Here is a 25,559-nt window from a genome sequence, read left to right as displayed (position 1 = left end):
AGAGGTTTCGGGTCATCGGCGTGTCCGCTCCGGATCGGTCCTGTCGTATCCCTGCCCCGCGACAGGCCCTGAGCCCCCGCGAGGGCTCAGGCCTGACCCGTTCTCGGCCGGTTGACCGGCGACTTGGGGAGGGCCAGTTCGATCTCCTCGCGCAGGACCTCGATCTTCGAGTGGCCCGCGTACTGCCCGGTGAGCCGGTACATCTCCCGCAGCCGGTGCCACGTCCGGTGGGAAGAGGTCTCCCCCATCGAGACGAGGGCGAGCCGGGCGTACCGGTCGGCCTGCTCCGGGTCGTCGGCGATGAAGCAGGCCGAGGCCATCGAGATGAAGTCGAAGAGCTTGGAGCGGTTGTGCCCCTGGCTGCGCAGCTCCAGGGCGAGCCTGGCGTGCCGCTGCGCGGGGATCGCTGCGGAGGCGTCGTGATCGGCGAGGGTCCGGTAGGCGAGGGCCTGCATGCCGTGCATGTCGGCCTCGTCGAAGTTCTGCATCCAGCTGGGCGGTTCCACGTCCGCCCGGTCGGAGACGAACAGCTCCTCGGCCTCGCCCAGCGTCCGCTTCATGGCCTGGCCGCGCCCCATCGAGGCCTGCGCCCAGGCCTCGATGGTGTGCAGCATGGCCTGGGTCCGCGGCAGCATCTCCTCGCCCCCGCCGGCCTTGGCCAGCTTCATCAGGTCGAGGGCGTCGTCGGGTCGGCCCAGGTGCACCATCTGACGGGCGGCCCGGGACAGCGCCTCGCCCGCCCGGGGACGGTCGCCGCCCTCGCGCGCGGCGTGGGCGGCGATGACGAAGTACTTCTGCGCGGTGGGTTCGAGGCCCACGTCGTGGGACATCCAGCCCGCCAGGACGGCCAGGTTGGCCGCGACGCCCCAGAGGCGCCGCTGGAGGTGGTCGGCGTGGCGGTAGGCGAGCATGCCGCCCACCTCGTTGAGCTGGCCCACGACGGCCTTGCGCTGAAGGCCGCCGCCGCGGGAGGCGTCCCACGCGCGGAACACGTTCACCGAGTACTCCAGCGCCTCGATCTCCTCCGACCCGACGGGGGCGGCCTCGTAGCGGTCGAACCCGGCGGGGTCGGCGTGGAGGGGATCGGTGGCGCGCTGGGCGGTGGCCTTGCGTGCGGGGTCGGTCTGCAGCCAGTCGTACATGCTGCTGCTGAGTGCGGAGCCGGCGGCGAGCGCAGCACCCGCGCCCACCAGGCCGCGTCGGTTGAGCATGAGGTCCATTCCCGTGAATTCGGTGAGGACCGCAGCCGTACGATCGGGTGGCCAGGGCAGGTTGTCAGGGTTGTCGTCTTGCCTGACGGTCTGCCGCTTTCCGGCGCGCCCGTGTCGTTCGAACCCGAGGTCCTCGATGGTCACGACACGGCCGAGTCGCTCGGTGAACAGTGCTGCCAGCACCCGGGGGACGGGATCGCGCGGGGTCTCGCCCCGGTCGATCCACCGCCGCACCCGCGAGGTGTCGGTCGCCAGCTGGGGGTGGCCCATGGCCGCCGCCTGCCGGTTGACGAGTCTCGCGAGTTCGCCCTTGGACCAGCCGGCCAGGCCGAACAGGTCTGCCAGGCGGGTGTTGGTTTGTCCGGTCACGTCTAAGCCCCCAGGTTCTCGGCTGAGTTGACAGTAACCCCCTGTCATAGGGCTGGCGACTATTCGCCAGGGTTCGCCAGGGTGCGCCCGATGTTCCGCCACCCGCGTCCCGGTGTCAGGTAGGAACGCGCCACCCCGCCCCGCCGACCGGCCCTCATTCCCCAGGGTGCGGACCGGGGGCGGGCGGGGCGACGCACGCAACTCGTCGGACCACGAAGGGATCTGTCACCTCCATGTACACAGCATCGTCCTCCGTGTCCGCCCCGCCCCGGCCGCAGCACCGCATCGTCCCGGCGGGTGCCGGGCCGTACCTCGCCCCCGCGCCCCAGGCCGTACGGCCCCGGCGCTGGACGGGCGGCACCGGCACGCAGCCGGTGAGCGGGAGAATCGACCTGTCCGGCCCGCAGGGGGCGCAGCTGAAGATGGCGATCGCCGCGGTCCACCGCATCTGCCCGGAGTTCAACCCGGTCCAGGTGCTGCGACGCAGCGGGCGCTCCGTCCTGATCGTCGGGACGACCGGACGGACCACGGCGGTCGCGAAGTGTTTACTGGACCACTCCCCCGCGTGGGTCGAGCGGTTCCGGCACGAAATAGCGTCCTACCGGTCCTTCGTCCGTCACCGCCCGCCGGTGCGGGCGCCCCGGCTCATCGCCGCGGACCCGGAGAACTGCACGCTGGTGATCGAGCGGATGCCCGGACGGGCGGCGGCGCTCTCGCGCCACCCCGTCGAGGCCCCGCCGCGCGCCGACGTGCGGGCCGCACTCGGAGCGATCGCCCGGCTCAACGCCTGGCGGCCGCCGGCCGGGACCTTCGACGCCCCGCTGGACTACGGGACACGGATCGCGCGCTACCACGAGCTCGGTCTCTTCACCGACCGGGACCGGGACGACCTGCAGAAGCTGCTGCACGGTCTGGCCCACGCGGGCGGCCGGCAGGGCATGGGCCAGTTCTGCCACGGCGACGCCCTGCTCTCCAACATCCTGCTCTCCCCCGCCGGTCCCGTCCTCGTCGACTGGGAGCACGCGGGCTGGTACCTGCCCGGCTACGACCTGGCGACCCTGTGGGCGGTGCTCGGTGACGCACCGCTGGCCCGGCGCCAGATCAGTCAGCTCGCCCAGCAGGCGGGCCCGGCCTCCCGGGACGCCTTCCTGGTGAACCTGATGATCGTGCTGACGCGGGAGATCCGTACCTACGAGACGGCGGTGCAGCGCACCATCAAGGAGGCTCCGCCGGCCGGGACGGTCCCGGTGCCCTCCGGCGTGCTCTCCGCGGGTGAGGAGCAGCGGCTGCTGCTGAGGCGGCTGCACGACGACTGCGCCATGGCACGGCGGGCCGTGCGCGCGGCGGTCGGAACGCGCTGAAGAGGCGGGTCCGGCCGGCGATACGGGGCCCTGTCGTCAAAGGAGCGCCGGCTGCCCAAGCGGCCCAGGCGGAACTTTGACGACAGGGCCCTAGGGCGCGTATCGAGTCGTGATCATCGGGTGGTCCTGGTGAGGTCTTTGATCCAGATCATCGAGGCGTGCAGGTGGAGACTGGCGAGGTAGCTGTCGGGAGTCTTGTCGTATCGGGTGTCTCACCGTCCCGGTTCCGGCCTCCTGGTACGTCACGCTCTGGGGCGGGTGAGGCACGTGGAGCCGACGTGAGCCGACCGGTGCACTGATGTCCGGGCGGGGACTCATGGGACATGGCCCGGCACCCGGCTCAGGTTCCGGGGAGGATACGGCGCGTTTCGTAGGCCCACATCGCGATCTCGACCCGGTTGCGGGCGCCGAGTTTGGCCATCAGGCTGGCCAGATGCGTCTTCACCGTGCTGAGGCTGATGTGCAGTGCATCGGCGATCTCGGTGTTGGTCAGCCCGCGAGCGACGGCGAGGAGCACCTGCTCCTCCCGGGCGGTGACGGGGGAGACCGGCTGGGCCACGGGCCGGCCGGCGGGCAGGTCCGCGAATGCCTGGAGCAGACGGACGGTGACGCTGGGCGCGATGAGCGCCTCACCGCCGGACGCCGACCGTACGGCCTGGGCCAGAAGGTCTGGTCCCGTGTCCTTGAGGAGGAATCCGCGGGCGCCGGCACGCAGCGCGCCGTAGACGTACTCGTCGAGGTCGAACGTGGTGATGACGACCACGGCCAGCGGGTCGGCGACGCCCGGGCCGGCGACCAGCCGGGTGGCCTCGAGCCCGTCGAGTACAGGCATACGAATGTCGAACAGACAGACGTCGGGGCGCAGTTCGCGGGCCAGACGTACCGCCTCCCGCCCGTCGGCGGCCTCGCCGACCACCTCGATGCCGGGCTGGGCGTTCAGCATGATCCGCAACCCGGCGCGGATGATCGTCTGGTCGTCAGCGACGAGGACGCGAATGGACACCGCTCTCGCTCCTCGCTCTCGGCAGTTCGGCGTCGACATGCCAGCCCCGGTCGGTACCCGGGCCGGCTCGTAGTGTGCCGCCGAGCAGCGTCGCGCGCTCGCGCAATCCGGTAAGTCCGTATCCGTCGCGACCCCGGCCGGTGCGCCGGCCGTTGTCGCGCACGCTCACCCGTACCGTGTGCCGTTCCGCGGCGACCCGAACGACGAGCTCGGTCGCGTCGACCGCATGGCGCAGCGCGTTGGTCACCGACTCCTGCACGATCCGGTAGACGGCCGCGTCCACGGCCGGGGGCAGCGCGTCCAGTTCGCCGTCGAGCCCCAGGTCGACCCTGAGGCGACCACCCGGGGTGCGCACCAGGCGCTCCAGGTCCGCGACTCCGGCAGGCGGCGCCAGCTCGGCGCCGACCCCGCGGTCGCGCAGCGCGGCGACCATGGCGCGCATTTCCTCCAGCGTGCGCGCCCCTTCCTCCTCGACCCCCTCCAGCGCCTCGACGGCGGCGGACGGGTCGGTGCCCGCGAGCACCCGGCCCGCCTGGGCGATGATCACCATGGCCGACACGTGGTGGGCCACCGTGTCGTGCAGTTCCCGGGCGAGCTGCTCGCGCTCGCGGGAGCGCACCTGCTCCAACTGCCGCTCGCGAGCGGTCACCCGGAACCGCACGGCAGCCCCGACCACGCCGGGCATCAGCAGGAAGACGAAGCCCACGACCTTTTCGACGACCGGGGTCCCGTCCGTGACGACACACAGCGCGCCGACCGCGAGGATCACCGCGCCGCCCAGCACGATCTCCCGTCCCGATCCCCACCGGGGCAGCGCGTACACCAGCACGAGCACGACCGCGCCGGTGTACAGGCCGACGGACTCGCGCGGTGCGGCGACGAGCGAGGCCACCGGAAGCAGGCTCACCGAGCCGAACGCCAGCGTCACCATCGCCAGCGGGCGGGTCCGGCGCCACAGGGGCAGCAGGCACAGCCATACGGCGAACACCACCGCCACCGGCCGCCACACGACGTTCTCGCGCAGGGTGGCCTCCAGCGCCACACCGGCAAGGCCCGCGGCGAGCAGCGCCCAGTCCCGCAGCACCCGGGCGGGCGCGTCGGGCGGCCGGGGTTCGGTCCACAGGGTTCGCAGGTCGTCTCGGAGCACGGTTCTCAGCCTAGGGACCGCAGCGTGCCGCGCATCGGCCGAAAGGACGGGTCGTCACTCCGCCCCGGGGCCGAGGGATCCGCGGCCCGCGGGCCGATGCCGCGGAGCGCCGTGGCGACGAGCCTCGGTATCGGAGGCCGTACAAGGACGGCCGCTGAGGTGGTTGGAGGACCCGATGCTCTCGAAAGCCCTGTTGCGCCTGGGCGCAAGCGCCGCCCGCCATCCCTGGCGGGTGATCGCGGCATGGCTGATCGCCGCCACGCTCGCCGTCCTCGCCGCGATCGCCTTCGGCGGGCGGACCGCGGACTCGATGACCGCTCCGGGACTGGACTCCCAACGGGCCGCGGAACTGATCGAGCGGGCCGGTACCGGCCAGGAGGGGATGACCGCCCAAGTGGTCGTCACCCCCCTCGACGACGGTGCGACGTTCTTCGACGACGACGGCGCGCGCACCGCTCTCACGCGGCTGCAGACCGAGGTGAAGCGGCTGCCGCACGTGCTCGGCACGAGCGACCCGGCGGGGGCACTCGACGCAGGCGGGGACACCGCCGTGCGCGGCGGCCTCGTCTCGGCCGACGGGCGGATCGCGGTCGTCCGGGTGCAGTACCCCGACCAGAGCCGGCTGTCGGCCGAAGACCTCGACGCCCTCGTCGATCTCGGCGACCGGCTGCGCGCCGAACTGCCCCTGCGCATCGAGATGGGCGGGAACCTCTTCTACGCCTTCTCCGACCCCGACGGCGGCACGAGCGAGCTGATCGGCCTCCTCGCCGCGGCCGCGATCCTGTTCCTGGCGTTCGGTTCGCTCGTCGCCGCCGCGCTGCCGATCGGCATGGCGGTCTTCGGGCTGACCATCGGGGTCGCCACGATGACGGTACTGGCGGGGGTGACAGAGGTCCCCACCTTCGCACCGGTCCTGGGCAGCATGGTCGGGCTCGGAGTGGGCATCGACTACGCGCTGTTCGTGCTCGCCAGGCACCGGGAGTACCTCGCGTGCGGGCTCGATCCGCAGGCGGCGGCCGGACGAGCGGTGGCAACGGCGGGGCGGCCGGTGGTCTTCGCCGGCGGCACCGTCGTCGTGTCGATCCTCGGCCTGGCGGTCGCGAACGTGCCGTTCATGACGGTGGGCGGGCTCGCCGTCTCGATCGTCGTCCTGACGATGGTGCTCGCGTCGGTGACGCTGCTGCCGGCCTTCCTCGGCGCGGCGGGCCCTCGGCTGGGCCGGGCCGGCCGGATCGGCCGGGCACTTCGGACCGGGCGGTCGGGCCGCCTCGGCCGACGGCGGGACCCGACGGCGGGCGCCGTCCCCGCCGTCGGGTGGCGGCGCTGGCTCGGGCACGTCGGCCAGCACCCGGTGCCGTACACGGTCGGCGCGGCGGCGCTGCTGCTGACGGCGACGCTGCCCGTGCTCGGCCTGCGCGTCGGCCTGCCCGACGACGGCTCACTGCCGCAGAGCCGTACCGAGCGCCGGGCCCACGACCTCGTCGCCGAGGGGTTCGGCCCGGGCACCAACGGTCCCCTCGTCATCGCCGCGGACCCCGCCGGTGATCCGGGAGTGGTGGACCGTCTCGTCGCGACGGTCGCGGCGGATCCGGGCATCGCATCCGTCGCGCCGACGCACATCGATCGGGCCACCGGCATCGCGACCCTCGTGGTGTTCCCGACCACCAGCCCTCAGGACAAGGCCACGGCCGACACCCTCTCCCGGCTGCGCACCGAGGTGCTGCCCGCGGCGATCGGGCACGGCCCGGCCAGGGCGCACGTAGGCGGCGCCGCCGCGAGCCTGTCCGACGTGGGCCGACGCACCAGCGAACGCCTGCCGGTGTTCGTCGCCGCCGTGCTGGCGCTCTCGTTCCTGCTGCTGATGCTGGTCTTCCGTTCGGTCGTCGTACCGCTCAAGGCGGTGCTGCTGAACCTGCTGAGCATCGGCGCGGCCTACGGCATCATGGTCGCGGTCTTCCAGTGGGGCTGGGGCGGTGCGCTCATCGGGCTGGAGGCGACGGTTCCGATCGTGTCGTTCATCCCGATGTTCCTCTTCGCCATCCTGTTCGGCCTGTCGATGGACTACGAGGTGTTCCTTCTCTCGCGGGTGCGCGAGGAGTACGTGCGCACCGGCGACAACGGCACGGCGATCGTTGAGGGCGTCTCGCGCACCGCCCGGATCATCACCTCGGCCGCCCTCATCATGGTGGCGGTCTTCCTGTCCTTCGCCGTCGCCGAGGACCCCTCCACCAAAATGTTCGGGCTCGGCCTGGCCACCGCGATCTTCATCGACGCCACGGTCGTACGCATGGTGCTGGTACCGGCGACCATGACACTCCTCGGCCGGGCCAACTGGTGGCTGCCGAAGTGGCTGGACCGGATGCTTCCCCGCGGCCCGGTCGGCACCGACGCGGAATCCACGGGTGAGGCCCCGCGTCCACGGCTGGTTGACCGTTGACTCAACTCCTGCCCGCCCGTGGCGTCCGGCACCTCAGCGCGTCACCTAGGGGCATATCGAGTCGTGATCATCGGGTGGTCCTGGTGAGGTGCTTGATCCAGATCATCGAGGCGCGCAGGTGGAGACCGGCGAGGTAGCTGTCGGGAATCTTGTCGGCCTTGATACAGCGTTTGCGCAGGTGGGCGCGGTTTCCGCGGGACGAGAACACCTTGTCCCCGGCGACCGCGTCCGGCCGGATGCGGGGTCGGCCGACGGGCCCGCGTACCCGTACCCTCTTCAGGACGGGGATGAACTGCGGGCTGTCCGCTGCCTGGCCTGTGGTCAGGATGAACGCCAGCGGGCGGCACTTGCGGTCGGCGGCGAGGTGGACCTTGCTGGTCTGCCCGCCTCTGGAACGTCCGAGGAGGGCGGCCTTCAGCCGGAGTTTCCGCCGACGCCGGATGCGTCGTCGTTCTTCCACGACACGGCGCACTGTCCTGTCCGCCGCGCGAGCCTCGCGGGCGGCGGCCCCATTGGTCCACTCCACTGACGCGTCCCAGGCCCGGGACCCGTCTCCGCGAAACTCCGCCGAATGGCCTCCATTCCCGTCCTGACGTGGGAACTTCCGTGTGGGCAGGCGTGATTGACGGATCGTCCGGGAGCCGATACCCCTGTACGGGTTCGGTCCCGCACGCCCCCGTGTCACCCCCCGCCCCTGGAGGCTGCCTTGCTCCGTTCCGCGTCCGACAGACGTGTGTCACCCCCGTCGCGATCCCCTCGCCGTGTCCCCAGGGTGGCGGGCGCCGTCGCGTCCGCCGCCCTGCTGCTCCCTCTGCTGTCCGCGGCTCCGTCCGCCGTCGCCGACGTGCCCGAGGCGGGCACGCTCCAAGGGCAGTTCGCTCGGGCGGCCGCGCGCCACGGCGTGCCCGAGAGCGTCCTGCTCGCCGTCTCGTACCTGCAGTCGCGCTGGGACGCCCACGGCGGTGCGCCGAGCGTGACCGGGGGCTATGGGCCGATGCACCTGACGGACGCGGTGACGGCGCTCGCCGGGGCCGCCGTCCCGCACCACTCCGACGGCGAGGAGGACGCGCGCGGCGACTCCTCGCGTACGGCCCGGACGGCGTCGGAGGCTCCCGTCCCCGCGCCCGAGGCGCTGCCCGGCCGGCTGCGGACGCTGGAGCGGGCGTCCGCGCTCTCCGGGATCCCGGCCGAGGAGCTGCGCGGCTCCACGGCCGCGAACATCGAGGGTGGGGCGGCGCTGCTCGCCGCGGCGCAGCGGGAGGCCGGGCTGCCCGCGAGCGGCGACCCCGCCGACTGGTACGGGGCGGTGGCGCGGTACTCCGGCGCCGACGACTCGGCGACCGCCGCGACGTACGCGAACGACGTGTTCGACGTGATCAGGACCGGCGAGTCCCGCACGACGGACAGCGGCCAGCGGGTGACGCTGCCGGCCGTCCCGGCGGTGGCGCCCGCCACGGAGCAGGTCGACGCGCTCGGGCTGCGCCGGCCCGCCGCCGGTCCGGTGGAGTGCCCGCGCTCGGTGGCCTGCGAGTGGATCCCCGCGCCGTACGAGGAGTTCGGCGACGGAGACTACGGCAACCACGACAAGGCGAACCGGCCCTCGTCGCAGTCGATCGACTACATCGTCATCCATGACACCGAGGCGACCTGGGACGTCACGCTGAAGCTGGTGCAGGACCCGACGTACGTGTCGTGGCAGTACTCGCTGCGCTCCTCCGACGGGCACATCGCGCAGCACCTGCCGCTCAAGGACGTCGGCTGGCACGCGGGCAACTGGTTCGTGAACGCCAAGTCGGTCGGTCTGGAGCACGAGGGCTTCCTCACCGCGCCGGACTCCTGGTACACGGAGGCGATGTACCGGACGTCGGCGCGGCTCGTGCGCTATCTCGCCCAGCGCTACGACATCCCGCTGGACCGGCAGCACATCCTGGGGCACGACACCGTGCCGGGGACGGTGACCTCGACGATCCGGGGCATGCACACGGACCCGGGACCGTACTGGGACTGGGCGCACTACTTCCGGCTGCTGGGCCGGCCGATCACGCCGAGCGCCGGTCCGAACGCCGGTGTGGTGACGATCCGGCCCGACTACAGCGCCCATCAGCCGGTCTACACGGGCTGTGTGAAGGCGGGCGAGGTGTGTGCGCCGCACGGGAGCGGGGCCGTGCGCCTGCACACCGCGCCGAGCGCCGACGCGCCCCTGGTGAAGGACATCGGGCTGCGGCCGGGTGGGCAGGACTCGACCACCGGGGTCAACGACACCGGGGCGCGCGCCTCGACGGGGCAGAGTTTCGCGGTGGCGGAGCGCCGGGGCGAGTGGACGGCGATCTGGTACCTGGGGCAGCCGGCGTGGTTCCACAACCCGCGCAAGGAGCCGACGGCGGTGAACGCGCGGGGGCTCGTCCTGACTCCCCGGGAGGGGCTCGCGGAGGTGCCGGTCTACGGGCGGGCGTATCCGGAGGCCTCGGCGTACCCGGCGGGGGTTCCGGTGCAGGCGGTGTCTCCGCTCCCGTACAAGCTGCTCGCGGGTCAGCGGTACGTGGTGGGTGACCGCACTCCGGGCGAGTACTACTTCGCGCCGGTGTTCGACAGCAGCGGGCACACGGTGGTCCGGGGTCAGGAGGAGTATTACGAGATCCAGTTCGGCCATCGCGTGGCCTTTGTGAAGGCCTCTGACGTGCGGGTTTCGCAGAGCCGATAGGGGTGTGGCCGAAAGGCGTGAGGTGGTGCCGGGGAAACGCTTCGGCACCACCCTCTCGGCGTTCATACGACTATTCGGGAGATCGCGTGTGCCATCCGGGCGACGGGTAAGGCTGGGCCGGTCACAGCACCTGCTCACCGGAAGGCCCCTCAGGAAATGCCTCAGCCCTTCGTTATGCCGGATTTCTATGTTCCGTATCCGGCGCGGCTCAATCCCCATGTGGAGACCGCCCGCACGCACACCCGTGACTGGGCGCGGGAGATGGGGATGCTGGAGGGCTCGGGCGTCTGGGAGGAGCACGACCTCCAGTCCCACGACTACGCGCTGCTCTGCTCGTACACCCATCCCGACTGCGACGCGGAGGCTCTCGACCTCGTCACGGACTGGTACACGTGGGTCTTCTTCTTCGACGACCACTTCCTGGAGATGTTCAAGCGCACCCAGGACCGGGCGGGCAGCAAGGCCTATCTGGACCGGCTGCCGCTGTTCATGCCGGCGGACCCGGCGACGGGGATGCCCGAGCCGACCAATCCCGTCGAGGCGGGCCTCGCGGACCTCTGGCGGCGCACGATCCCGTCGATGTCCGACGCCTGGCGGGTGCGGTTCGCCGAGGCGACCGAGCACCTGCTCCACGAGTCCCTCTGGGAACTCGACAACATCAACGAGGGGCGGATCGCCAACCCCGTCGAGTACATCGAGATGCGCCGCAAGGTGGGCGGCGCGCCCTGGTCGGCCGGTCTCGTCGAGTACGCGGCGGGCGCCGAGGTCCCCGACCGGGTGGCGTACTCGCGGCCGCTGCGCGTCCTCAGGGACGCCTTCTCGGACGCCGTGCATCTGCGCAACGACCTCTTCTCGTACCAGCGCGAGGTGGAGGACGAGGGCGAGAACAGCAACGGCGTGCTGGTCCTGGAGAAGTTCCTCGGCTGCACGACGCAGGAGGCGGCGAACGCCGTCAACGACCTGCTGACCTCGCGGCTCCAGCAGTTCGAGAACACGGCCCTCACCGAAGTGCCGTTGCTCGCCGCGGAGAAGGGCCTGGGCCCGGCGGAGTGCGCGGCCGTGGCGGCGTACGCGAAGGGGCTCCAGGACTGGCAGTCCGGCGGGCACGAATGGCACATGCGCTCCAGCCGGTACATGAACGAGGGCATGGTCGGCGGCCCTTCCGGGTTCGACGGGGTGATCGGCACCTCCGCCCTCGACATCCGCACGCTCTTCGGGCGTCCGGCCGCGTCCCGGCTGCGCGCGCTCACGCACACGCCGCACCAGCACGTGGGGCCCTCGCTGCTCCCGGAGTTCGACCTGCCGTACCCGCTCACCCTCAGCCCGCACCACAAGGAAGCGCTGCGCCTCTCGGTGGACTGGGCCGAGCGCATGGGTCTCCTGAACGACATCTGGGACCGGCCGTTGGCGGAGGGCTTCGACTTCGCGCTCTGCTCGGCGGGGATCGACCCGGACGCCACGCTGGAGGAGCTGGAGCTCAGCGCGGAGTGGCTGACCTGGGGGACGTACGGCGACGACTACTACCCGCTCGTCTTCGGGCGGCCGCGCGACCTCGGCGGCGCGAAGCGGTTCACGGACGGGCTGAAGGCCTTCATGCCGCTTGAGGATCCGGCGGCGGCGGTGGGGGCGGCCGCCTCGCACCCCCTGGAGGTCTCCCTCGCCGATCTCTGGGCGCGCACGGCGGGACCGATGGGGCCCGAGGCGCGGGCCCAGCTCAGGGTGGCGCTGGAGGCGATGCTGGACAGCTGGCTCTGGGAGCTGCACAACCAGGCCCAGCACCGCGTGCCCGATCCCGTCGACTACATCGAGATGCGCCGGACGACCTTCGGCTCCGAGCTGACGATGCTGCTCTGCCGGCTGCGGCACACGGAGGCCCTGCCGGCGGAGATCTACCGGACGGGTACGGTCCGCGCCCTGGAGAACTCCGTCGCCGACTACGCGACGCTCATCAACGACCTGTTCTCGTACCAGAAGGAGATCGAGGTCGAGGGCGAGGTGCACAACGGCGTGCTCGTCCTGCAGAAGTTCTTCGACTGCGACTACCCGACGGGGGTGGCGATGGTCGACGACCTGATGCGGGGGCGGCTGCGTCAGTACGAGCACCTGAAGAAGAACGAAGTCCCGCTGCTGTACGAGGACTTCGCGCTCGACAAGGAGGGCCGGGCGGCCTTCGAGGCGTATCTGCGGGAGCTGGAGGACTGGCTCGCGGGCATCCTCAACTGGCATCAGAGCGTGCGGCGTTACGGCGCGGAGGACGTCCACGTGGGCAGCGGCACCCCGCTGGTGGGGCGCGGCCCGACGGGCCTGGGCACCTCCGCCGCGCGGGTCGCCGCGCTGATCGGCTCCGCTCCGCGCTGACACGGACGAAGGCCGTCTCCGGGATGTTCCGGGGACGGCCCTCGTGGGAACGGGCGTACGTCAGGGGCGACGGCCACGCAGGTCGTCGATCTCGCGGCGCTCGCGCTTGGTGGGGCGGCCCGCGCCCCGGTCACGCACCGCAGCGACGGCCACGTGCTCGCGGGGCGGCGGGGGCGGGCTGTTGTCCACGTACGCCTCGACGGCGACGGGCGGCCCGACCCGCTTGATGTGCAACTCCTTGACCACGACGATCCGTTCACGGCCGCCGTGGAAGAGCCGGACCTCGTCTCCCGGCTTCACCGACTGCGCGGGCTTGGCCCGGTCGCCGTTGACCTTCACGTGCCCGGCCCGGCAGGCCGCGGCGGCCTGTGCCCGGGTCTTGGTGAGGCGTACCGCCCAGATCCAGGCGTCGACGCGCGCGCTCATCGGCCCCCGCTCCCCGTCAGCCCTGCTGGAACAGCTCGGCGGGCAGGGGCTTGAGCAGCGCGTAGAGGTCGTCGGTGATCGGCCGGTCCCAACTGGCGATCGTCACGAGGACGTTGTCGCTGCGGTCGAACTGGACGCAGGAGATGCGGCTCTCGGAGAGCTTGAGGCGGCGGACGATGAGGAGATTGTCGCCCTGCATCACGGGGACGTCCTCGGTGTCGAGCACCTCGACCGGCTCGTCGTTCTCCAGGGCCGCGAGGAGCTGGGCGACCTCGAAGGGGATCTGCCCGTCGGCGAGCTCGCGCGCCGGGGAACCCTCGGGGAGATTACCGATGATCATCGCGGGGCCGCGGCCGCCGAACAGGTCGTACCGGAGGAACACGCCCTGGCAGGAGCCGTCGGGGGCGGGCAGCAGACCGGCGCCGAGATTGCCGGGCCAGTCGCCCGGATCCATGGCCAGGACATCGAAGTCCGGACCCGCGGGAGTGGCGGCGCTGCGGCGGCGGAGGAAGGACATACGGCCATGGTACGTGCCCCGGCGCGCGATGCCGCGCGCCGGGCGCCCCTCTCCGTTCAGGCCTGCTCACCGGGGCGGCCCGTCTTCCGCAGGGCCTGGTCGAGGCCGGTCCGGTCGGTGCCGAGTTTCCGGTAGACGGCCGAAAGCAGCCGGTTGACGGTGGCCGCGTCGACGCCGAGGTGAAGGGCCGCGTCCCGGTCGCGGACGGTGAGATCGGCGGCCTGGCGCTCACGGGCGGTGAGCGTGTCCGTGCCGGCCGGGTGGAGGGCGCGGGGGCGCAGTCCGGCCGCCGCGAGCTCGGCCCGCGCCTCGTCGACCAGGCCATCGGCGCCGCAGTCCTGGGCGGCCTCCAGGCCCCGGTAGAGGTGCTCGGCGGCCTCCCCCGCGCGTTCCGTGCGGCGCAGGGCGATCCCGAGGGCGACGAGGGAGCGGGCCAGCTCGTACGCGGCGGGCGACTGGTCGAGCCAGTCGACGGACTCCTCCAGGAGCTTCACCCGGTCGGCGGGCGCGGAGACCTCGGCGAGCACCCGGAGCGCCGAGCCGATCGCGGAGGGTGCCCCGTACTGCCGGGCGCGGGCGACGGCCTCCTGGGCGGTCCGCCGGGCCCGTGCGGGAGTCGTGACCGCCTCGGCGACGGCCAGGTGGAGCATCCAGGGGCACCAGGCGGGGTTGCGCATGCCGCGCGGGTCGAGGCGGCGGCCGACGGCGGCCAGCTCGGCGGCGGCCTCGTCGGTGCGGCCGCGGGCGAGGAGCAGCTCGGCGTGGACGGTCTGGGAGTCGGGGAAGGTGACGGCGGCCGGGAAGGGCTCGCCGAAGTCGTGGTCGCGGGCGATGCGGTCGGCCTCCTCGACCCGGCCCCGGGCGAGCAGGACCTCGATGGTGACGCCGACCGCGTACCACTGGGCGGGGGTGCGCGGTCCGACGCGCTCGGCGAGGCGCAGTCCGGCGCGGACGAAGTCCTCGGCCTCGACGAGGCGGCCCCGGCGGTAGCGGATGTAGCCGAGCAGGGTGTACGCGAAGGAGAGGTGGGCCCCGCGCCAGCCCTGGCGCTCGAACTCGGCGGTGCCGTCGGCGAAGAGCTCCTCGGCGCGGCCGGGACGGTCGGCGTACAGGAAGGTGAGGGCGGTGAGGACCGGGACCTCGAAGCCGCGGCTCTCGTCGGCCCAGCTGAGGCCGCCTTCGAGGGCGCGCTCGGCGTGCCCCACGGCGACGGCGGAGGGTTCGGCGCGCAGGGTCGCGTCCCAGGCGCGCAGGCCGATGACGTACCGCTCGGTGAGGTCGCGGCCGGTGAGCCGGTCGGCGAGGGCGGTGAGGCGGCGGGAGCGGGCCGGCGACTCGGGTTCGTCGGCGCGGAAGGCGTCCCACATGAACTTCTCTGCCTGCATGCGGAGGCGGCTGCGGGCGTCGGTGGTCTGCCGGGCCTCGCGGCCGAGGAGTTCGGAGGCCTCCACGAGCCGGTCGCTGTGGGCGAGGACCTGGGAGAGGCGGTAGACGATGCCGTGCCGGAGGGCCGGGTCGGCGATCGGTTCCTCCAGGGCGGCGCGCAGGTGGTTGACGGTGGTGGCGGGTTCGGTGAGCAGGGAGGAGCAGCCGAGCTCGAAGAGAACGGCGGCCCGGTCGTCGGCGGTGGGGGGCTCGCGCAGGGCGCGGGCGAGGAAGCGTCGGGCGGCGTCGGGCGCGCCGGCGCGGAGGTTCTCGCGGGCGGCGGCGCGCAGGTGGCCGACGGCCCAGGAGTCGCCCTCGGGGTGGGTCTCCAGGAGGTGGCGGGCCGCGGCGGTGGAGCCGAGGCCGGCGTCGACGACGCACCAGGCGGCCTGGCCGTGGAGGGCGACGCGGGTGGCGGCGGGGATGGAGCGGTAGACGGTGCCGGCGATCAGGGGGTGGACGAATTCGAGGGGCTCGTCCGGGCCGTCGGCCTCGGCGAGCACCCGTGCCTCGCGCAGGCGCCCGGCGGAGTCGGCGACGGCCTCGTCGCCGAGTCCCGCGACGGCCCCGGCGAGCTGCGGGGAGATCTCGGTGCCGAGGACGGCGCAGGCCCAGGCGAGGCGGACGGTGGCGGGGCCGAGGCGTTCGAGCCGGGTGACGAGGCCGCTGCCCTTGAGGGCGGCGGCGAGGTCGCGGAGTTCGTGGGCGCCGCCCGCGGTGGGTTCGAGGCCGTGGTCGCGGACCTTGGCGGCGAGTTCGACGGCCTCGAAGGGGTTGCCGGAGGTGACGGTCCAGCACTCGCGGCAGAAGGCGTCGTCGGCGTGGGCGCCGACGCGGTCACGGACGAGCTGCGCTATGGCGTCGGTGGTGAGCGGGGCGAGGCCGAGGGGCCGCTGTCCGGAGCGGTGTCCGGTGAACTCCGCGCCCTCGTCGGGGAGTTCGTCGGGGCGGTAGCCGACGACGAGGAGCATCGGGAGCTCCTCGGCGCGCGGGGCGAAGGCGGCGAGCCAGCCGAGGGACTCGGGGTCGGCCCAGTGGGCGTCGTCGAGGACGACGACGAGCGGGGCGCGCCGGACGGCGAGGTGGGTGAGGACCCAGTCGAGTCCGTCGCGCAGGCCCTGCGGGTCGGGCGGGGAGCCGGCGCCGGTGGCGCGCAGCCCGAGGGCGGGGCCGACGATGTCGTACCAGGAGCCGAGCCGTTCGCGGAGTTCGGTGTCGGAGGCGTGGGCCAGTTGGGGCTGGAGGAGCTGTCGGGCGACGTGGAAGGCGACCCGCTGCTCCTGGTCTCCGCCCCGGGCGGAGAGCACGGTGCAGCCGCGGGCGGCGGCGAGGCGCCGGATCTCGGCGAGCAGGGTGGTCTTGCCGAGCCCGGCGGGGGCGGCGTAGGCGAGGATGCCGCCGCGGCGGGTGGCGTGCGGCAGGTCGGTGGAGGCTCCGTCGAGCGCATCCGCCGGGCCCGGGAAGGGGCGCGGGCGCGTGGCGGGCTCCGCACCGGGGAGGGGGGCGGGCCGGGCGGGGGTCGGTCCTCCGTCGGGAACCGCGACGAGACGGGGGCCGCGGGGCTCGCGGGGTGCGGGTACGCGGTCGGGCCGGGCAGGGGGCTCCTCGGCGAGACCCGTCAGGAGGTCGAGTGCCTCCTTGGCCGCCGTGAGCGCCGCTTCGCGTTCGAAGAGGCCGAATCCCTTACGGGCAGGCCTGCCGTTCCCATGTACCACGTTCCACCCCCACACCGGGGGCGCACGCCCGGCGCACGGTGCGGGGTGCCGGGCGGGAGGCCCCGCGAAAGCCCCAGCGTACGCCCGAAGGAGTGAGTTGAGACCGTCAAACGTCCAAGCGAGGGCGCGCGGTGGCGTCCACCGCTCATTCGGCTCGGCAGAGAGCGGTGGAGAGCACCTTCATGGCGGCTGTCGCCGCCGCGTCGGACAGGGTCAACCCGGTGTTGACGGAGAGGGTGACCTGCCGCTCGCCGTCCGCGGAGGTGAAGCTGAACGTCTGGTATCCGACGACCTCTCCCGTGTGGCCGACGACCGGCCCGTCGGCGGCGCACGTGTTCGCGTTGCTCTCCAGGCCGAGGCCGTAGGAACGCCCGGGCCGCCCGGGGTTCATGGGCTGCATGGCACGCATCTCCCGCACCAGGTGGGGCGGCAGCAGCCGGCCGTCGAAGAGCGCCTTGTAGAAGGTGTTCAGGTCGTGGGTGGTGGAGATGAGGGTCCCGGTGGCCCAGTAGGCGGCGGGGCTGAACTCGGTGAGGTCGGTGGGCGCGGCGCCCGCTCCGCGGCCGTCGAGCCATTCGTAACCGTGCAGGTGCGGGCCCGGGATGCTCCGGGTGGTCGGGAAGGAGGTGCCCTTCAGATGCACGGGCCGCAGGATGCGGCGGTCCGTCTCGTACCGGAGCGACCACCCGGTGACGTGCTCGACGAGCAGTCCGAGGACGACGTAGTTGGTGTTGGAGTACTCCCAGGTGGTGCCGGGGGCGGGTCTGTTCGGCGCATCGGCGACGAGCGCGATGAGCTCGCGCGGGGTGTACGTGGCCTTCTGTGCGTCCCGTACCGGGTCGGGCTTCCTCAGCAGGACGTCGGTGTAGTTGGCCAGGCCGCTGGTGTGGTGGAGCAGCTGGCGTACGGTGATGTGCTCGCCGCCCGGCACCACGCCGGGGAGCTGTCCCTCGATGGTGTCGTCCAGCCGGACCTTGCCCTCGGCCACGAGCTGGAGGACGAGCGTGGCGGTGAAGGTCTTGGTCACGCTTCCGGCCCGGAACCGGTCATCGGCCTTGGCGGTACGTCCCGTGGCCAGATCGGCGGTCCCGCTGCTGCCGCGCCACACCCCGCGCCCGGTGCGCACCTCGGCCACGGCTCCGGGGACGCCGGCGGCGACGGTGGCGTCGAGGGCCTGCTGGAGCGCGGCCCGGTCCGGCCCGGGTCCCGGGGCGGCGGCCGCGGCGGGAGGGGCGGCGGGCACGAGCAGAGCGACGGAGGCGGCGAGTACGGAGACTGCGGTGGCCTTGCGGTGCGACGTCACGGGATGTCCTCATATACGGCTGGAGCGACTGGAGTTGGCTTCAGCCTAGGCCGGTGGACCCTCCCTGCGATCATGACTGGGGAGGAGTGACGCCCTTCGCTTCCCTAGGGGTGACCTGGGGGTGACCCCGAGGGTCACCCCTCCTTCGCGAGCCGTTCGAGAACGGCCAGCGCCTCCTGCGCGCGGGCGTGTTCCACGAAGAGGTGGTCGTGGTGGAAACCCGCCACCACGTTGCAGCTGAGCCCCGCTCCGGCGAGGGCCCCTGCGACGGCGGCCGTCAGCCCGACGGCGTCGAGGGCGGAGTGCACCCGCAGCGTGATCCGGCCCGCCACGTAGTCGTACGGGAGGGAGGCGGCGTCCGCCTCCTCCTGGCGTACGACGAGGGTGAGGCCCTCGTCCTCGGTGACGGTGACCACCGGGGCGACCCCGGCCGGGGCGGGGCCGTCCACCGTGGTGAAGACGTAGCGGCCGGGGTCGAGTTCCGGCCGCATCCCGGCGAGCAGCCGGGTCAGATCACGTTCCGCGTTCATGGACGTCAGGGTAGGCGTACCCCGCCGTCATGACTCAGCCGGTGGGCGGGGTGTCGCCGACGAGCCACATGGCGAAGAACTGCGCGCCGCCGCCGTAGGCGTGGCCGAGCGCCCGTCGTGCGCCCTCCACCTGATGCTCGCCCGCCTCGCCGCGTACCTGGAGAGCGGCCTCGGCGAACCGGATCATCCCGGAGGCGCCGATGGGGTTGGTGGAGAGCACTCCGCCCGAGGGGTTCACGGGGAGGTCGCCGTCGAGTTCGGTCACCCCGGCCTCGGTGAGCTTCCAGCCCTCGCCCTCCTCGGCGAAGCCGAGGTTCTCCAGCCACATCGGCTCGTACCAGGAGAACGGCACGTACATCTCAACGGCGTCGATCTCCCGCCGGGGGTCCGTGATGCCGGCCTGCCGGTAGACGTCGGCGGCGCAGTCCCGGCCGGCCTGCGGCGAGACGAAGTCCTTGCCGGCGAAGAGGGTGGGCTCGCTGCGCATCGCGCCGCCGTGCACCCAGGCGGGCGGTCGCGGCGAACGTGCCGCTCCCGCGCTGTCGGTGAGGACCATGGCGCAGGCGCCGTCCGAGGACGGGCAGGTCTCCGAGTAGCGGATCGGGTCCCAGAGCATCGGGGAGGCCTGGACCTTCTCCAGGGTGAGGTCGTGCTCGTGGAGGTGGGCGTACGGGTTCTTGAGGGCGTTGCGCCGGTCCTTGTACGCGACGAGGGAGCCGATCGCGTCGGGGGCGCCGGTGCGGCGCATGTAGGCCCGGACGTGCGGGGCGAAGAAGCCTCCGGCGCCTGCGAGCAGCGGCTGCTGGAAGGGGACGGGCAGGGACAGGCCCCACATGGCGTTGGACTCGGACTGTTTCTCGAAGGCGAGGGTGAGGACGGTCCGGTGGACGCGCGCCGAGACGAGGTTGGCGGCGACGAGTGCGGTGGAGCCGCCGACCGATCCGGCCGTATGGACCCGGAGCATGGGTTTGCCGACGGCGCCGAGGGCGTCGGCGAGGTACAGCTCCGGCATCATCACGCCCTCGAAGAAGTCGGGGGCCTTGCCGATGACGACGGCGTCGATGTCCGCCCAGGTCAGCTGCGCGTCCTCCAGGGCGCGGACGGCGGCCTCGCGGACGAGTCCGGCGATCGAGACGTCCCGGCGGGCGGCGACGTGCTTGGTCTGGCCGATCCCTACGATCGCCACGGGCTCTTTAGGCATCGGAGTCCCCTTCCAGGACGGCGACCAGGTTCTGCTGGAGGCAGGGCCCGGAGGTGGCGTGGGCGAGGGCGCGGTCGGAGGCGCCCCGGTGGATGCGGGCGGCGGCCTCGCCGAGGCGGACGAGCCCCGCCGCCATGACGGGGTTGGCGGCGAGGGCGCCGCCCGAGGGGTTGATGCGGACGGTGTCGTCGAGGCCGAGCGCCTTGGCGAGGACGACTTCCTGGGAGGTGAAGGGCGCGTGGAGTTCGGCGGTGTCGACGTTGGGGGCACCTCCCATGCCCTTAAGGCCATGGGGGAGATCGAAGGCTCCGGCGCGCTCGGCGGCGAGGCGGGTGGAGGGCGAGTCGGTGAGGTCGCGGACGCCGAGGGAGTGGGCCTCGATGCGGTGGTCCATGCCCCGGATCCAGGCGGGGCGTGCGCAGAGTTCCCGGGCCCGGTCGCCGGCGGCGAGGATCACGGCGGCGACTCCGTCGCCGACGGGCGGGCAGTCGCCGGTGCGGAGCGGCTGGACGACGTACTCGCCCTGCGGGCGGGCGCCGGGCAGTTGGGCGTGCGGGTTCGCGGCGGCGTCGGCGCGGCTGCGGTCGGCGATGGCCGCGAGGGCGGCTTCGTCGGTGTGGCCCGCGTCGACGAGCGCCTGGGCCTGGAGCGCGGCGAGGGCGACGGAGTCGGGCCAGAGCGGGGCGAGGTAGTAGGGGTCGAGCTGGCGGGTGAGGACGTCGCGTACGGAGCCGGGCGAGGACTTCCCGTAGGCGTAGACGAGGGCGGTGTCGGCCTCCCCGGTGAGGAGCTTCACCCATGCCTCGTACAGGGCCCAGGCGCCGTCCATCTCGACGTGGGACTCGGAGATCGGCGGCCAGGCGCCGACGCCGTCGAGGGCCATGGTGAAGGAGAAGGCCCGTCCTGCGAGGTAGTCGGAGGAGCCGGAGCAGGTGAAGCCGATGTCGGAGGCCTTGAGTCCCGTCTGCCGGAGCACGTCGTGCAGGACGGGCATGACCATCTCGACCTCGGAGAGGTCGTCGGTGCGGCGGCGGTGGTCGCTCTGGGCGAAGGCGACGATCGCCACCTCTCGTTCCGGCCGGTGCGGCATCACAGCAGCTCCTTGTAGGTGTCGTAGTCGGCGTCGGGCTCGCCGGTGGGCCGGTAGTGGTCGGGGTAGCGGCCGTCCTCGCTCCACACGGGTTCGACGCGCAGGCCCATGCGGACCTCGTCGTACGGGATGCCGGCGATGCGGCCGTGGAGGGCGAGCCCGGCGCCGTCGAGGGCGATGTGGGCGTAGACGTACGGGACCTCGATGGCAGCGCCCTTGGCCTTGATGTTGACGATGCAGTAGGTGGTGACGGTGCCGCGGGGACCGACCTCGACCTGGTCGGTGGTGGCGACGCCGCAGGTGGGGCAGGCACCCCGGGGCGGCACGTACACCTTGGTGCACGAGGGGCAGCGCTCGCCGACGGTGCGGCGCTCGGAGAGCGCGTGGAGGTAGCGGGTCTGGGCGCGGCCGGGGCTGTAGGTGTAGTCGAGGCGGGCGGGGGCGACGATGCCGGTGACGGCGCCGTCGAACTGCCCGTCGTGGACCGGGGGTTCCGCCGCTTCGTCGTCGCTCTCGTACGGCTCGAAGCAGGCGATGTCGGTGATGGCGCCGGAGCGTTCGGCGGCCCAGCGGATCCGGACCCGCAGTCCGGTGCGGACGGCCTCGGGGCCGGGGGCGTCGAGGGCGTGCAGGAGGGCGGTGTCGGCGCCGTCGAGGCGGACGAGGACCCAGGCGAAGGGGGTCGCGAGCGGCTGGCCGGCGCGGGGCTCGGGGTTCCAGGCCCAGGTGGTGACAGTGCCGGTGGCACCGACCTCGACGAGCTCGCGGAGCTCGGCGGCGGTAACGGGGTCGTACTCGACGGGCGGGACGAGCACGTCGCCGGCTTCGGTGCGCACTCCGAGCACGGTCCGCTCGCGCAGTCCGGTGAGGAAGGCGGACTGGACGGGGCCGAGGGAGCGGGTGAAGGGGAACTCGACGACGAGGGGTGCGCGGAGGGCCTCCGGCGGGGAGGCGGGGGTGGGTGGCATGGGGCGGCTCCTTTGTCGGGGGGGGGCGGACGGTGGCGTCGGGTGCGGGTGATGGGGCCGTTGCGTGGAGAAAGATCACTCCCGCCGGTACACCGGCGCCCGTTTCTCCGCGAACGCCCTCGCCCCCTCCTTCGCGTCCGCCGTGTCGAAGATCGGCCAGCCCCGCTTCAGCTCGGCGGCAAGACCCTCCGTCTCGGTCATCTCGGCCGTCTCGTAGACCGACGCCTTCACCGCCTCGACGGCCAGCGGCCCGCACGCGTTGATCCGTTCGGCGATGTCCAGGGCCGCGTCGAGCGCCGTGCCGTCGGGGACGACGCGCCCGACGAGGCCGATGCGGGCGGCCTCGTCCGCGGTGTACGGGCGGCCGGTGAGGAGCATTTCCAGGGCGTGGGTGCGGGCGATCTGGCGGGGCAGGCGGACGGTGGAGCCGCCGATGGGGAAGAGGCCGCGCTTGACCTCGAAGAGGCCGAAGGTGGCGGAGGCGCCGGCGACCCGGATGTCGGTGCCCTGGAGGATCTCGGTGCCGCCGGCCACGCAGTACCCCTCGACGGCCGCGATGACGGGTTTGCGGGGTCGGTGGTGGCGCAGCATCGCCTTCCAGTGCAGGTCGGGGTCGGCCTTCAGCCGGTCCCGGTACTGCTCGCCTTCCATGCCCTTGCCGGCCAGTGCCTTGAGGTCCATGCCCGCGCAGAACGCCCCGCCCGCGCCCGTGAGGACGATCGAGCGGATGCCGTCGTCGGCGTCGGCCTCCAGCCAGCCGTCGTGGAGGCCGACGAGCATCGGCAGCGAGAGGGCGTTCTTTGCCTCGGGCCGGTTCAAGGTGAGGACGAGCGTGGCGCCTTCGCGCCGCACGTCCAGATGTTCGGTGCCACCCATGGGGTCTCCCGTCTCCAGTTCTGGAACAGGTTGCAGGAGTGGGGGGTCCAGTTCAATAGTTTTCTGACACTCAGTCAGATTCTTCTGCGCACCCCCTTCCCCCCGTCGCCGGTCGGCGCTCTAATGACCGCCGAGTCACTGCGTACCCGTACGAGTCAGCGCGAGCCGGGGTCAGGAGGAACGGTGGAGTACAACCTTGCCGACCTGTTCGAATCGGTGGTCGACGTGGTCCCGGACCGCGAGGCTCTGGTGTACGTCGATCACCCGGGCACGGGTGAGGAGCGCCGCCTCACCTACGCCGAACTCGACGCCGCGGCGAACGGCCTCGCCCACCACCTCGTCGAGGCGGGCATCCGTCCCGGTGAGCATCTCGGCCTCCACCTGTACAACGGCGTCGAGTACCTGCAGACGGTCCTCGCCTGCCTCAAGGCGCGGATCGTGCCGGTGAACGTGAACTACCGGTACGTGGAGGAGGAGCTCGTCTACCTCTACCGCGACGCGGACCTGGCGGCGCTCGTCTTCGACGCCGAGTTCACGGAGCGGGTGGCGGCGGCGCTGCCGCAGACGGAGAAGCTGCGGCACCTCGTGCGGGTGGGGACCCCGCCCGAGGGAGCGCCGGCGCTCGACTGCGTGCCGTTCGCCGAGGCGGAGGCCTCCGGGTCGGCGGAGCGGGGCTTCGGGCCGCGCTCCGGGGACGACCTCTTCATCATCTACACCGGCGGGACGACCGGGATGCCGAAGGGCGTCCTGTGGCGCCAGGAAGACCTGTTCTTCGCGGGTCTGTTCGGCGGCGAGCCGTCCGGCGAGCCCGTGAAGCGCCCCGAGGAGCTGGCCGAGCGGGTCGCGGCCGGCGGTCCCGGCATCACGTTCTTCCCGGCGCCGCCGCTGATGCACGGCACGTCCACGCTGACGGCGTTCATCGCCTTCAACTACGGCCAGCGGGTCGCCCTCCACCGCAAGTACGTGCCGGAGGAGGTCCTGCGCACCCTGGAGAAGGAGAAGGTCTCCAGCATCTCCCTGGTGGGCGACGCGATGCTGCGTCCGCTTGTCGACGCCCTGCGCGGACCGCTCAAGGGCACGGACCTGTCGGCGCTCTTCAGCCTCTCGTCCTCCGGGGCGATCATGTCCGACACGGTGCGGGCCCAGCTCCAGGAGCTCATGCCGAACGTACTGCTGCTCAACAACTTCGGCTCCACCGAGTCCGGTTCCAACGGCCGCGCGACGGACGACTCCGGCCCGGACAAGGGCTTTCGGCTCCATGTCAACGAACGCACCCAGGTGGTCGACCCGGTGACCCGCGAGCCCGTCGCGACGGGCGAGACGGGCCGCCTGGCCCAGCGCGGCCACGTCCCGCTCGGCTACTACAACGACCCGGCCAAGACCGCCGAGACCTTCTTCGAGAAGGACGGCGTGCGGTGGGTGCTCCTCGGCGACATGGCGACCGTCGACGAGCACGGCGTCGTCACCGTCCTCGGGCGCGGCTCGCAGTGCATCAACACGGGCGGCGAGAAGGTCTACCCGGAGGAGGTGGAGCAGGCCCTGAAGTCCCACCCCGACGTGTACGACGCCCTGGTCGCCGGAGTCCCCGACGCCCGCTGGGGCAACCACGTCGCCGCGGTCGTCCAGCTCCGCGCGGACGCGCCGCCGCTGGATCTGGAAGCGGTGCAGAACCACTGCCGCGCGCGCCTGGCGGGGTACAAGGTCCCCCGCCAGCTGGTCCTCACCGACCGCATCCAGCGCTCCCCGAGCGGCAAGGCGGACTACCGCTGGGCCCGTTCGGTGGCCGTGGACGCGGACGCGGGAACGCCCGTCACTGGAAGCTGAGCCGGTGCGGGTGGGCCGGGTCGGTCGTGCAGGTGTGGACGCGCATGAGGCCGCGGCCCAGGTAGACGCCGGCCGGGTCGATCACCCGCGGGTCGTCCGCCGCGGCCCGGTCCTCGACCGGCAGCCAGCTCCGCGAGGCGCCGTCGCACTCCACCGTGGCGACGGTGAGCAGCGGCGGCATCGGCGTCCCGCACGCGGGGCAGTCGACCGGCCTGGGGTCGGTCAGGTGCCAGGAGGCGAAGCCGCCGGTCTTCCAGCCCGGGGCGATCGAGAGATCGCTCATGTAGTCGATCTCTTCGGGCTCCTCCGCGCGGGCGGCGGCCATCGCGGCCTCGTACTCCTCGTACGTCGCGTAGTTCGCGGGTGACGACGAGTCGTACGCGTCCTCGTCGTCGTCCTCCTCGTCGAGGAGGCCCTCCTCCCACTCGGCGATCTCCTCCTGGAGGTCCTCGCCGAGCAGCCCGAGGTACTCGTGCTCGACGACCTGCTCCGGGTGGACGACGCAGGACGTGGGGACGCACTCCTCGCGGCCCGCGACCGGCGGTTCGGGCTGCGGGGCGAGGACCGCGCCGACGTCGGCGGAGCGCCGCCACCTCAGCTCCACGTCGATGGTCCGCTCCGGGCCGTGGACCTCGAAGGGGCACCAGAACACCTGGAGCAGGTCGTGTCCTTCGGGCCCTGCGAGGTCCGGTACGTCCCGGGCGTAGAGCTGGGCGACGGCCAGCATCGGCAGCGGGTCGTCGTCACGGAGGTCCGGGGCGTGCGTCCCGGACGTCATCCCGTCGAGGAGCCGCCGCTCCTCGTCGGTGAAGTCCCGCCCCCGGGCCTCGTCCTGGATGCGCCGGCGGGCCCGTACGTCGGACAGCAGGTGCCCCGTGCCCTTCGGGTGCACGGAGGTGCACACCGGCCACGGTTCGTCGGCCGGCCACAGCAGCGGCCCCGCCACCGAGCTCTCCTCCGGCTTCGCCGTGCCCTGCCGGGGGTGCAGCCGGGTCGCCGTCCGCCGGTACGCGGCGAGGGCGGGGAAGACCGCTTCGATGTCGACGGGACGCGGGGGCGTGGTGCGGGTCATGCGCGGATCCTCCAGGGGCGGTTCG

The 25,559-nt window shown here is 72.8% G+C and carries 18 protein-coding genes and 1 pseudogene; 5 read left to right on the top strand and 14 right to left on the bottom strand.

Going from position 1 to position 25,559, the window contains the following annotated elements; genetic code table 11:
• Positions 1–86: 86 nt before the first annotated feature.
• Positions 87–1,580, bottom strand: a complete 1,494-nt coding sequence (locus tag OG357_RS37675; protein ID WP_329625389.1) for a DNA-binding protein NsdB — start codon at positions 1,578–1,580, stop codon at positions 87–89.
• A 233-nt stretch (positions 1,581–1,813) separates the two neighbouring features.
• Here OG357_RS37675 and OG357_RS37670 point away from each other — a divergent pair, with 233 nt between their 5' ends.
• The gene (locus OG357_RS37670; RefSeq protein ID WP_329625388.1) at positions 1,814–2,941 is read left to right on the top strand and encodes an aminoglycoside phosphotransferase family protein; all 1,128 of its coding nucleotides are present in this window, start codon (positions 1,814–1,816) and stop codon (positions 2,939–2,941) included.
• 340 nt (positions 2,942–3,281) lie between these two features.
• Here the strand turns inward: OG357_RS37670 and OG357_RS37665 are convergent, their stop codons facing one another.
• A complete protein-coding gene (locus OG357_RS37665) occupies positions 3,282–3,944 on the bottom strand; it encodes a response regulator transcription factor (RefSeq protein WP_329625387.1) in 663 nt (220 codons plus the stop codon).
• Positions 3,919–5,091 carry a sensor histidine kinase gene (locus OG357_RS37660; RefSeq protein ID WP_329625386.1) on the bottom strand — a complete coding sequence of 391 codons (1,173 nt, stop codon included), beginning with the start codon at positions 5,089–5,091 and terminating at the stop codon, positions 3,919–3,921. The genes OG357_RS37665 and OG357_RS37660 overlap by 26 nt, the downstream gene beginning before the upstream one ends.
• A 175-nt stretch (positions 5,092–5,266) precedes the next feature.
• Between OG357_RS37660 and OG357_RS37655 the strand changes: the two genes are divergently transcribed.
• Positions 5,267–7,528 carry an MMPL family transporter gene (locus tag OG357_RS37655; RefSeq protein ID WP_329625385.1) on the top strand — a complete coding sequence of 754 codons (2,262 nt, stop codon included), beginning with the start codon at positions 5,267–5,269 and terminating at the stop codon, positions 7,526–7,528.
• Positions 7,529–7,595: 67 nt separating this feature from the next.
• Here OG357_RS37655 and OG357_RS37650 read toward each other — a convergent pair.
• Positions 7,596–7,982 (bottom strand): annotated as a pseudogene (locus OG357_RS37650) (transposase); the annotation flags it as partial.
• Positions 7,983–8,300: 318 nt separating this feature from the next.
• Here OG357_RS37650 and OG357_RS37645 point away from each other — a divergent pair.
• Positions 8,301–10,229 (top strand): N-acetylmuramoyl-L-alanine amidase, encoded by a 1,929-nt coding sequence (locus OG357_RS37645; protein WP_329625384.1) that lies wholly within the window; start codon positions 8,301–8,303, stop codon positions 10,227–10,229.
• A gap of 156 nt (positions 10,230–10,385) precedes the next feature.
• Positions 10,386–12,587, top strand: coding sequence for a terpene synthase family protein (locus tag OG357_RS37640; RefSeq protein ID WP_329625383.1), 2,202 nt, complete (start codon positions 10,386–10,388; stop codon positions 12,585–12,587).
• A gap of 60 nt (positions 12,588–12,647) precedes the next feature.
• Here the strand turns inward: OG357_RS37640 and OG357_RS37635 are convergent, their stop codons facing one another.
• The 9 genes from OG357_RS37635 to OG357_RS37595 all read right to left on the bottom strand — a co-directional run bounded on the left by OG357_RS37635 (position 12,648) and on the right by OG357_RS37595 (position 22,638).
• Positions 12,648–13,013, bottom strand: coding sequence for an RNA-binding S4 domain-containing protein (locus OG357_RS37635; protein ID WP_329625382.1), 366 nt, complete (start codon positions 13,011–13,013; stop codon positions 12,648–12,650).
• Positions 13,014–13,029: 16 nt separating this feature from the next.
• The gene (locus OG357_RS37630; protein WP_024757478.1) at positions 13,030–13,530 is read right to left on the bottom strand and encodes a hypothetical protein; all 501 of its coding nucleotides are present in this window, start codon (positions 13,528–13,530) and stop codon (positions 13,030–13,032) included.
• Between the two features lie 56 nt (positions 13,531–13,586).
• Positions 13,587–16,376, bottom strand: a complete 2,790-nt coding sequence (locus OG357_RS37625; protein ID WP_329625825.1) for an ATP-binding protein — start codon at positions 16,374–16,376, stop codon at positions 13,587–13,589.
• 439 nt (positions 16,377–16,815) lie between these two features.
• Complete coding sequence (locus tag OG357_RS37620) at positions 16,816–17,973, bottom strand: serine hydrolase domain-containing protein (protein ID WP_329625381.1); 1,158 nt, start codon at positions 17,971–17,973, stop codon at positions 16,816–16,818.
• Between the two features lie 134 nt (positions 17,974–18,107).
• On the bottom strand, positions 18,108–18,503 hold the full coding sequence (locus OG357_RS37615) for an ACT domain-containing protein (protein ID WP_329625380.1): 396 nt from the start codon (positions 18,501–18,503) through the stop codon (positions 18,108–18,110).
• Positions 18,504–18,537: 34 nt separating this feature from the next.
• Entirely contained in the window at positions 18,538–19,704 is a 1,167-nt protein-coding gene (locus OG357_RS37610; protein ID WP_329625379.1) for a thiolase domain-containing protein, read from the bottom strand.
• Positions 19,697–20,794, bottom strand: coding sequence for a thiolase domain-containing protein (locus OG357_RS37605; RefSeq protein WP_329625378.1), 1,098 nt, complete (start codon positions 20,792–20,794; stop codon positions 19,697–19,699). The genes OG357_RS37610 and OG357_RS37605 overlap by 8 nt, the downstream gene beginning before the upstream one ends.
• Positions 20,794–21,762, bottom strand: a complete 969-nt coding sequence (locus OG357_RS37600; protein WP_329625377.1) for a Zn-ribbon domain-containing OB-fold protein — start codon at positions 21,760–21,762, stop codon at positions 20,794–20,796. The genes OG357_RS37605 and OG357_RS37600 overlap by 1 nt, the downstream gene beginning before the upstream one ends.
• A 75-nt stretch (positions 21,763–21,837) precedes the next feature.
• Positions 21,838–22,638 (bottom strand): crotonase/enoyl-CoA hydratase family protein, encoded by an 801-nt coding sequence (locus OG357_RS37595; RefSeq protein ID WP_329625376.1) that lies wholly within the window; start codon positions 22,636–22,638, stop codon positions 21,838–21,840.
• 183 nt (positions 22,639–22,821) lie between these two features.
• Between OG357_RS37595 and OG357_RS37590 the strand changes: the two genes are divergently transcribed.
• On the top strand, positions 22,822–24,462 hold the full coding sequence (locus tag OG357_RS37590) for an acyl-CoA synthetase (RefSeq protein WP_329625375.1): 1,641 nt from the start codon (positions 22,822–22,824) through the stop codon (positions 24,460–24,462).
• Here the strand turns inward: OG357_RS37590 and OG357_RS37585 are convergent.
• Positions 24,449–25,534 (bottom strand): hypothetical protein, encoded by a 1,086-nt coding sequence (locus tag OG357_RS37585; RefSeq protein ID WP_329625374.1) that lies wholly within the window; start codon positions 25,532–25,534, stop codon positions 24,449–24,451. The two genes, OG357_RS37590 and OG357_RS37585, sit on opposite strands and share 14 nt — an antisense overlap.
• Positions 25,535–25,559 lie beyond the last annotated feature (25 nt).

Source organism: Streptomyces sp. NBC_01255, assembly GCF_036226445.1.
Taxonomy (GTDB): domain Bacteria; phylum Actinomycetota; class Actinomycetes; order Streptomycetales; family Streptomycetaceae; genus Streptomyces.
This window is presented reverse-complemented; position numbering and strand designations above follow the sequence as displayed.

What these genes read in the sequence shown, in the direction of transcription:
- OG357_RS37615 (WP_329625380.1), bottom strand. Translation starts at nt 18,503, where the DNA reads ATGAACGCGGAACGTGATCTGACCCGGCTGCTCGCCGGGATGCGGCCG.
- OG357_RS37640 (WP_329625383.1), top strand. Translation starts at nt 10,386, where the DNA reads ATGCCTCAGCCCTTCGTTATGCCGGATTTCTATGTTCCGTATCCGGCG.
- OG357_RS37605 (WP_329625378.1), bottom strand. Translation starts at nt 20,794, where the DNA reads ATGCCGCACCGGCCGGAACGAGAGGTGGCGATCGTCGCCTTCGCCCAG.
- OG357_RS37655 (WP_329625385.1), top strand. Translation starts at nt 5,267, where the DNA reads ATGCTCTCGAAAGCCCTGTTGCGCCTGGGCGCAAGCGCCGCCCGCCAT.
- OG357_RS37585 (WP_329625374.1), bottom strand. Translation starts at nt 25,534, where the DNA reads ATGACCCGCACCACGCCCCCGCGTCCCGTCGACATCGAAGCGGTCTTC.
- OG357_RS37635 (WP_329625382.1), bottom strand. Translation starts at nt 13,013, where the DNA reads ATGAGCGCGCGCGTCGACGCCTGGATCTGGGCGGTACGCCTCACCAAG.
- OG357_RS37670 (WP_329625388.1), top strand. Translation starts at nt 1,814, where the DNA reads ATGTACACAGCATCGTCCTCCGTGTCCGCCCCGCCCCGGCCGCAGCAC.
- OG357_RS37630 (WP_024757478.1), bottom strand. Translation starts at nt 13,530, where the DNA reads ATGTCCTTCCTCCGCCGCCGCAGCGCCGCCACTCCCGCGGGTCCGGAC.
- OG357_RS37600 (WP_329625377.1), bottom strand. Translation starts at nt 21,762, where the DNA reads ATGCCACCCACCCCCGCCTCCCCGCCGGAGGCCCTCCGCGCACCCCTC.
- OG357_RS37595 (WP_329625376.1), bottom strand. Translation starts at nt 22,638, where the DNA reads ATGGGTGGCACCGAACATCTGGACGTGCGGCGCGAAGGCGCCACGCTC.
- OG357_RS37610 (WP_329625379.1), bottom strand. Translation starts at nt 19,704, where the DNA reads ATGCCTAAAGAGCCCGTGGCGATCGTAGGGATCGGCCAGACCAAGCAC.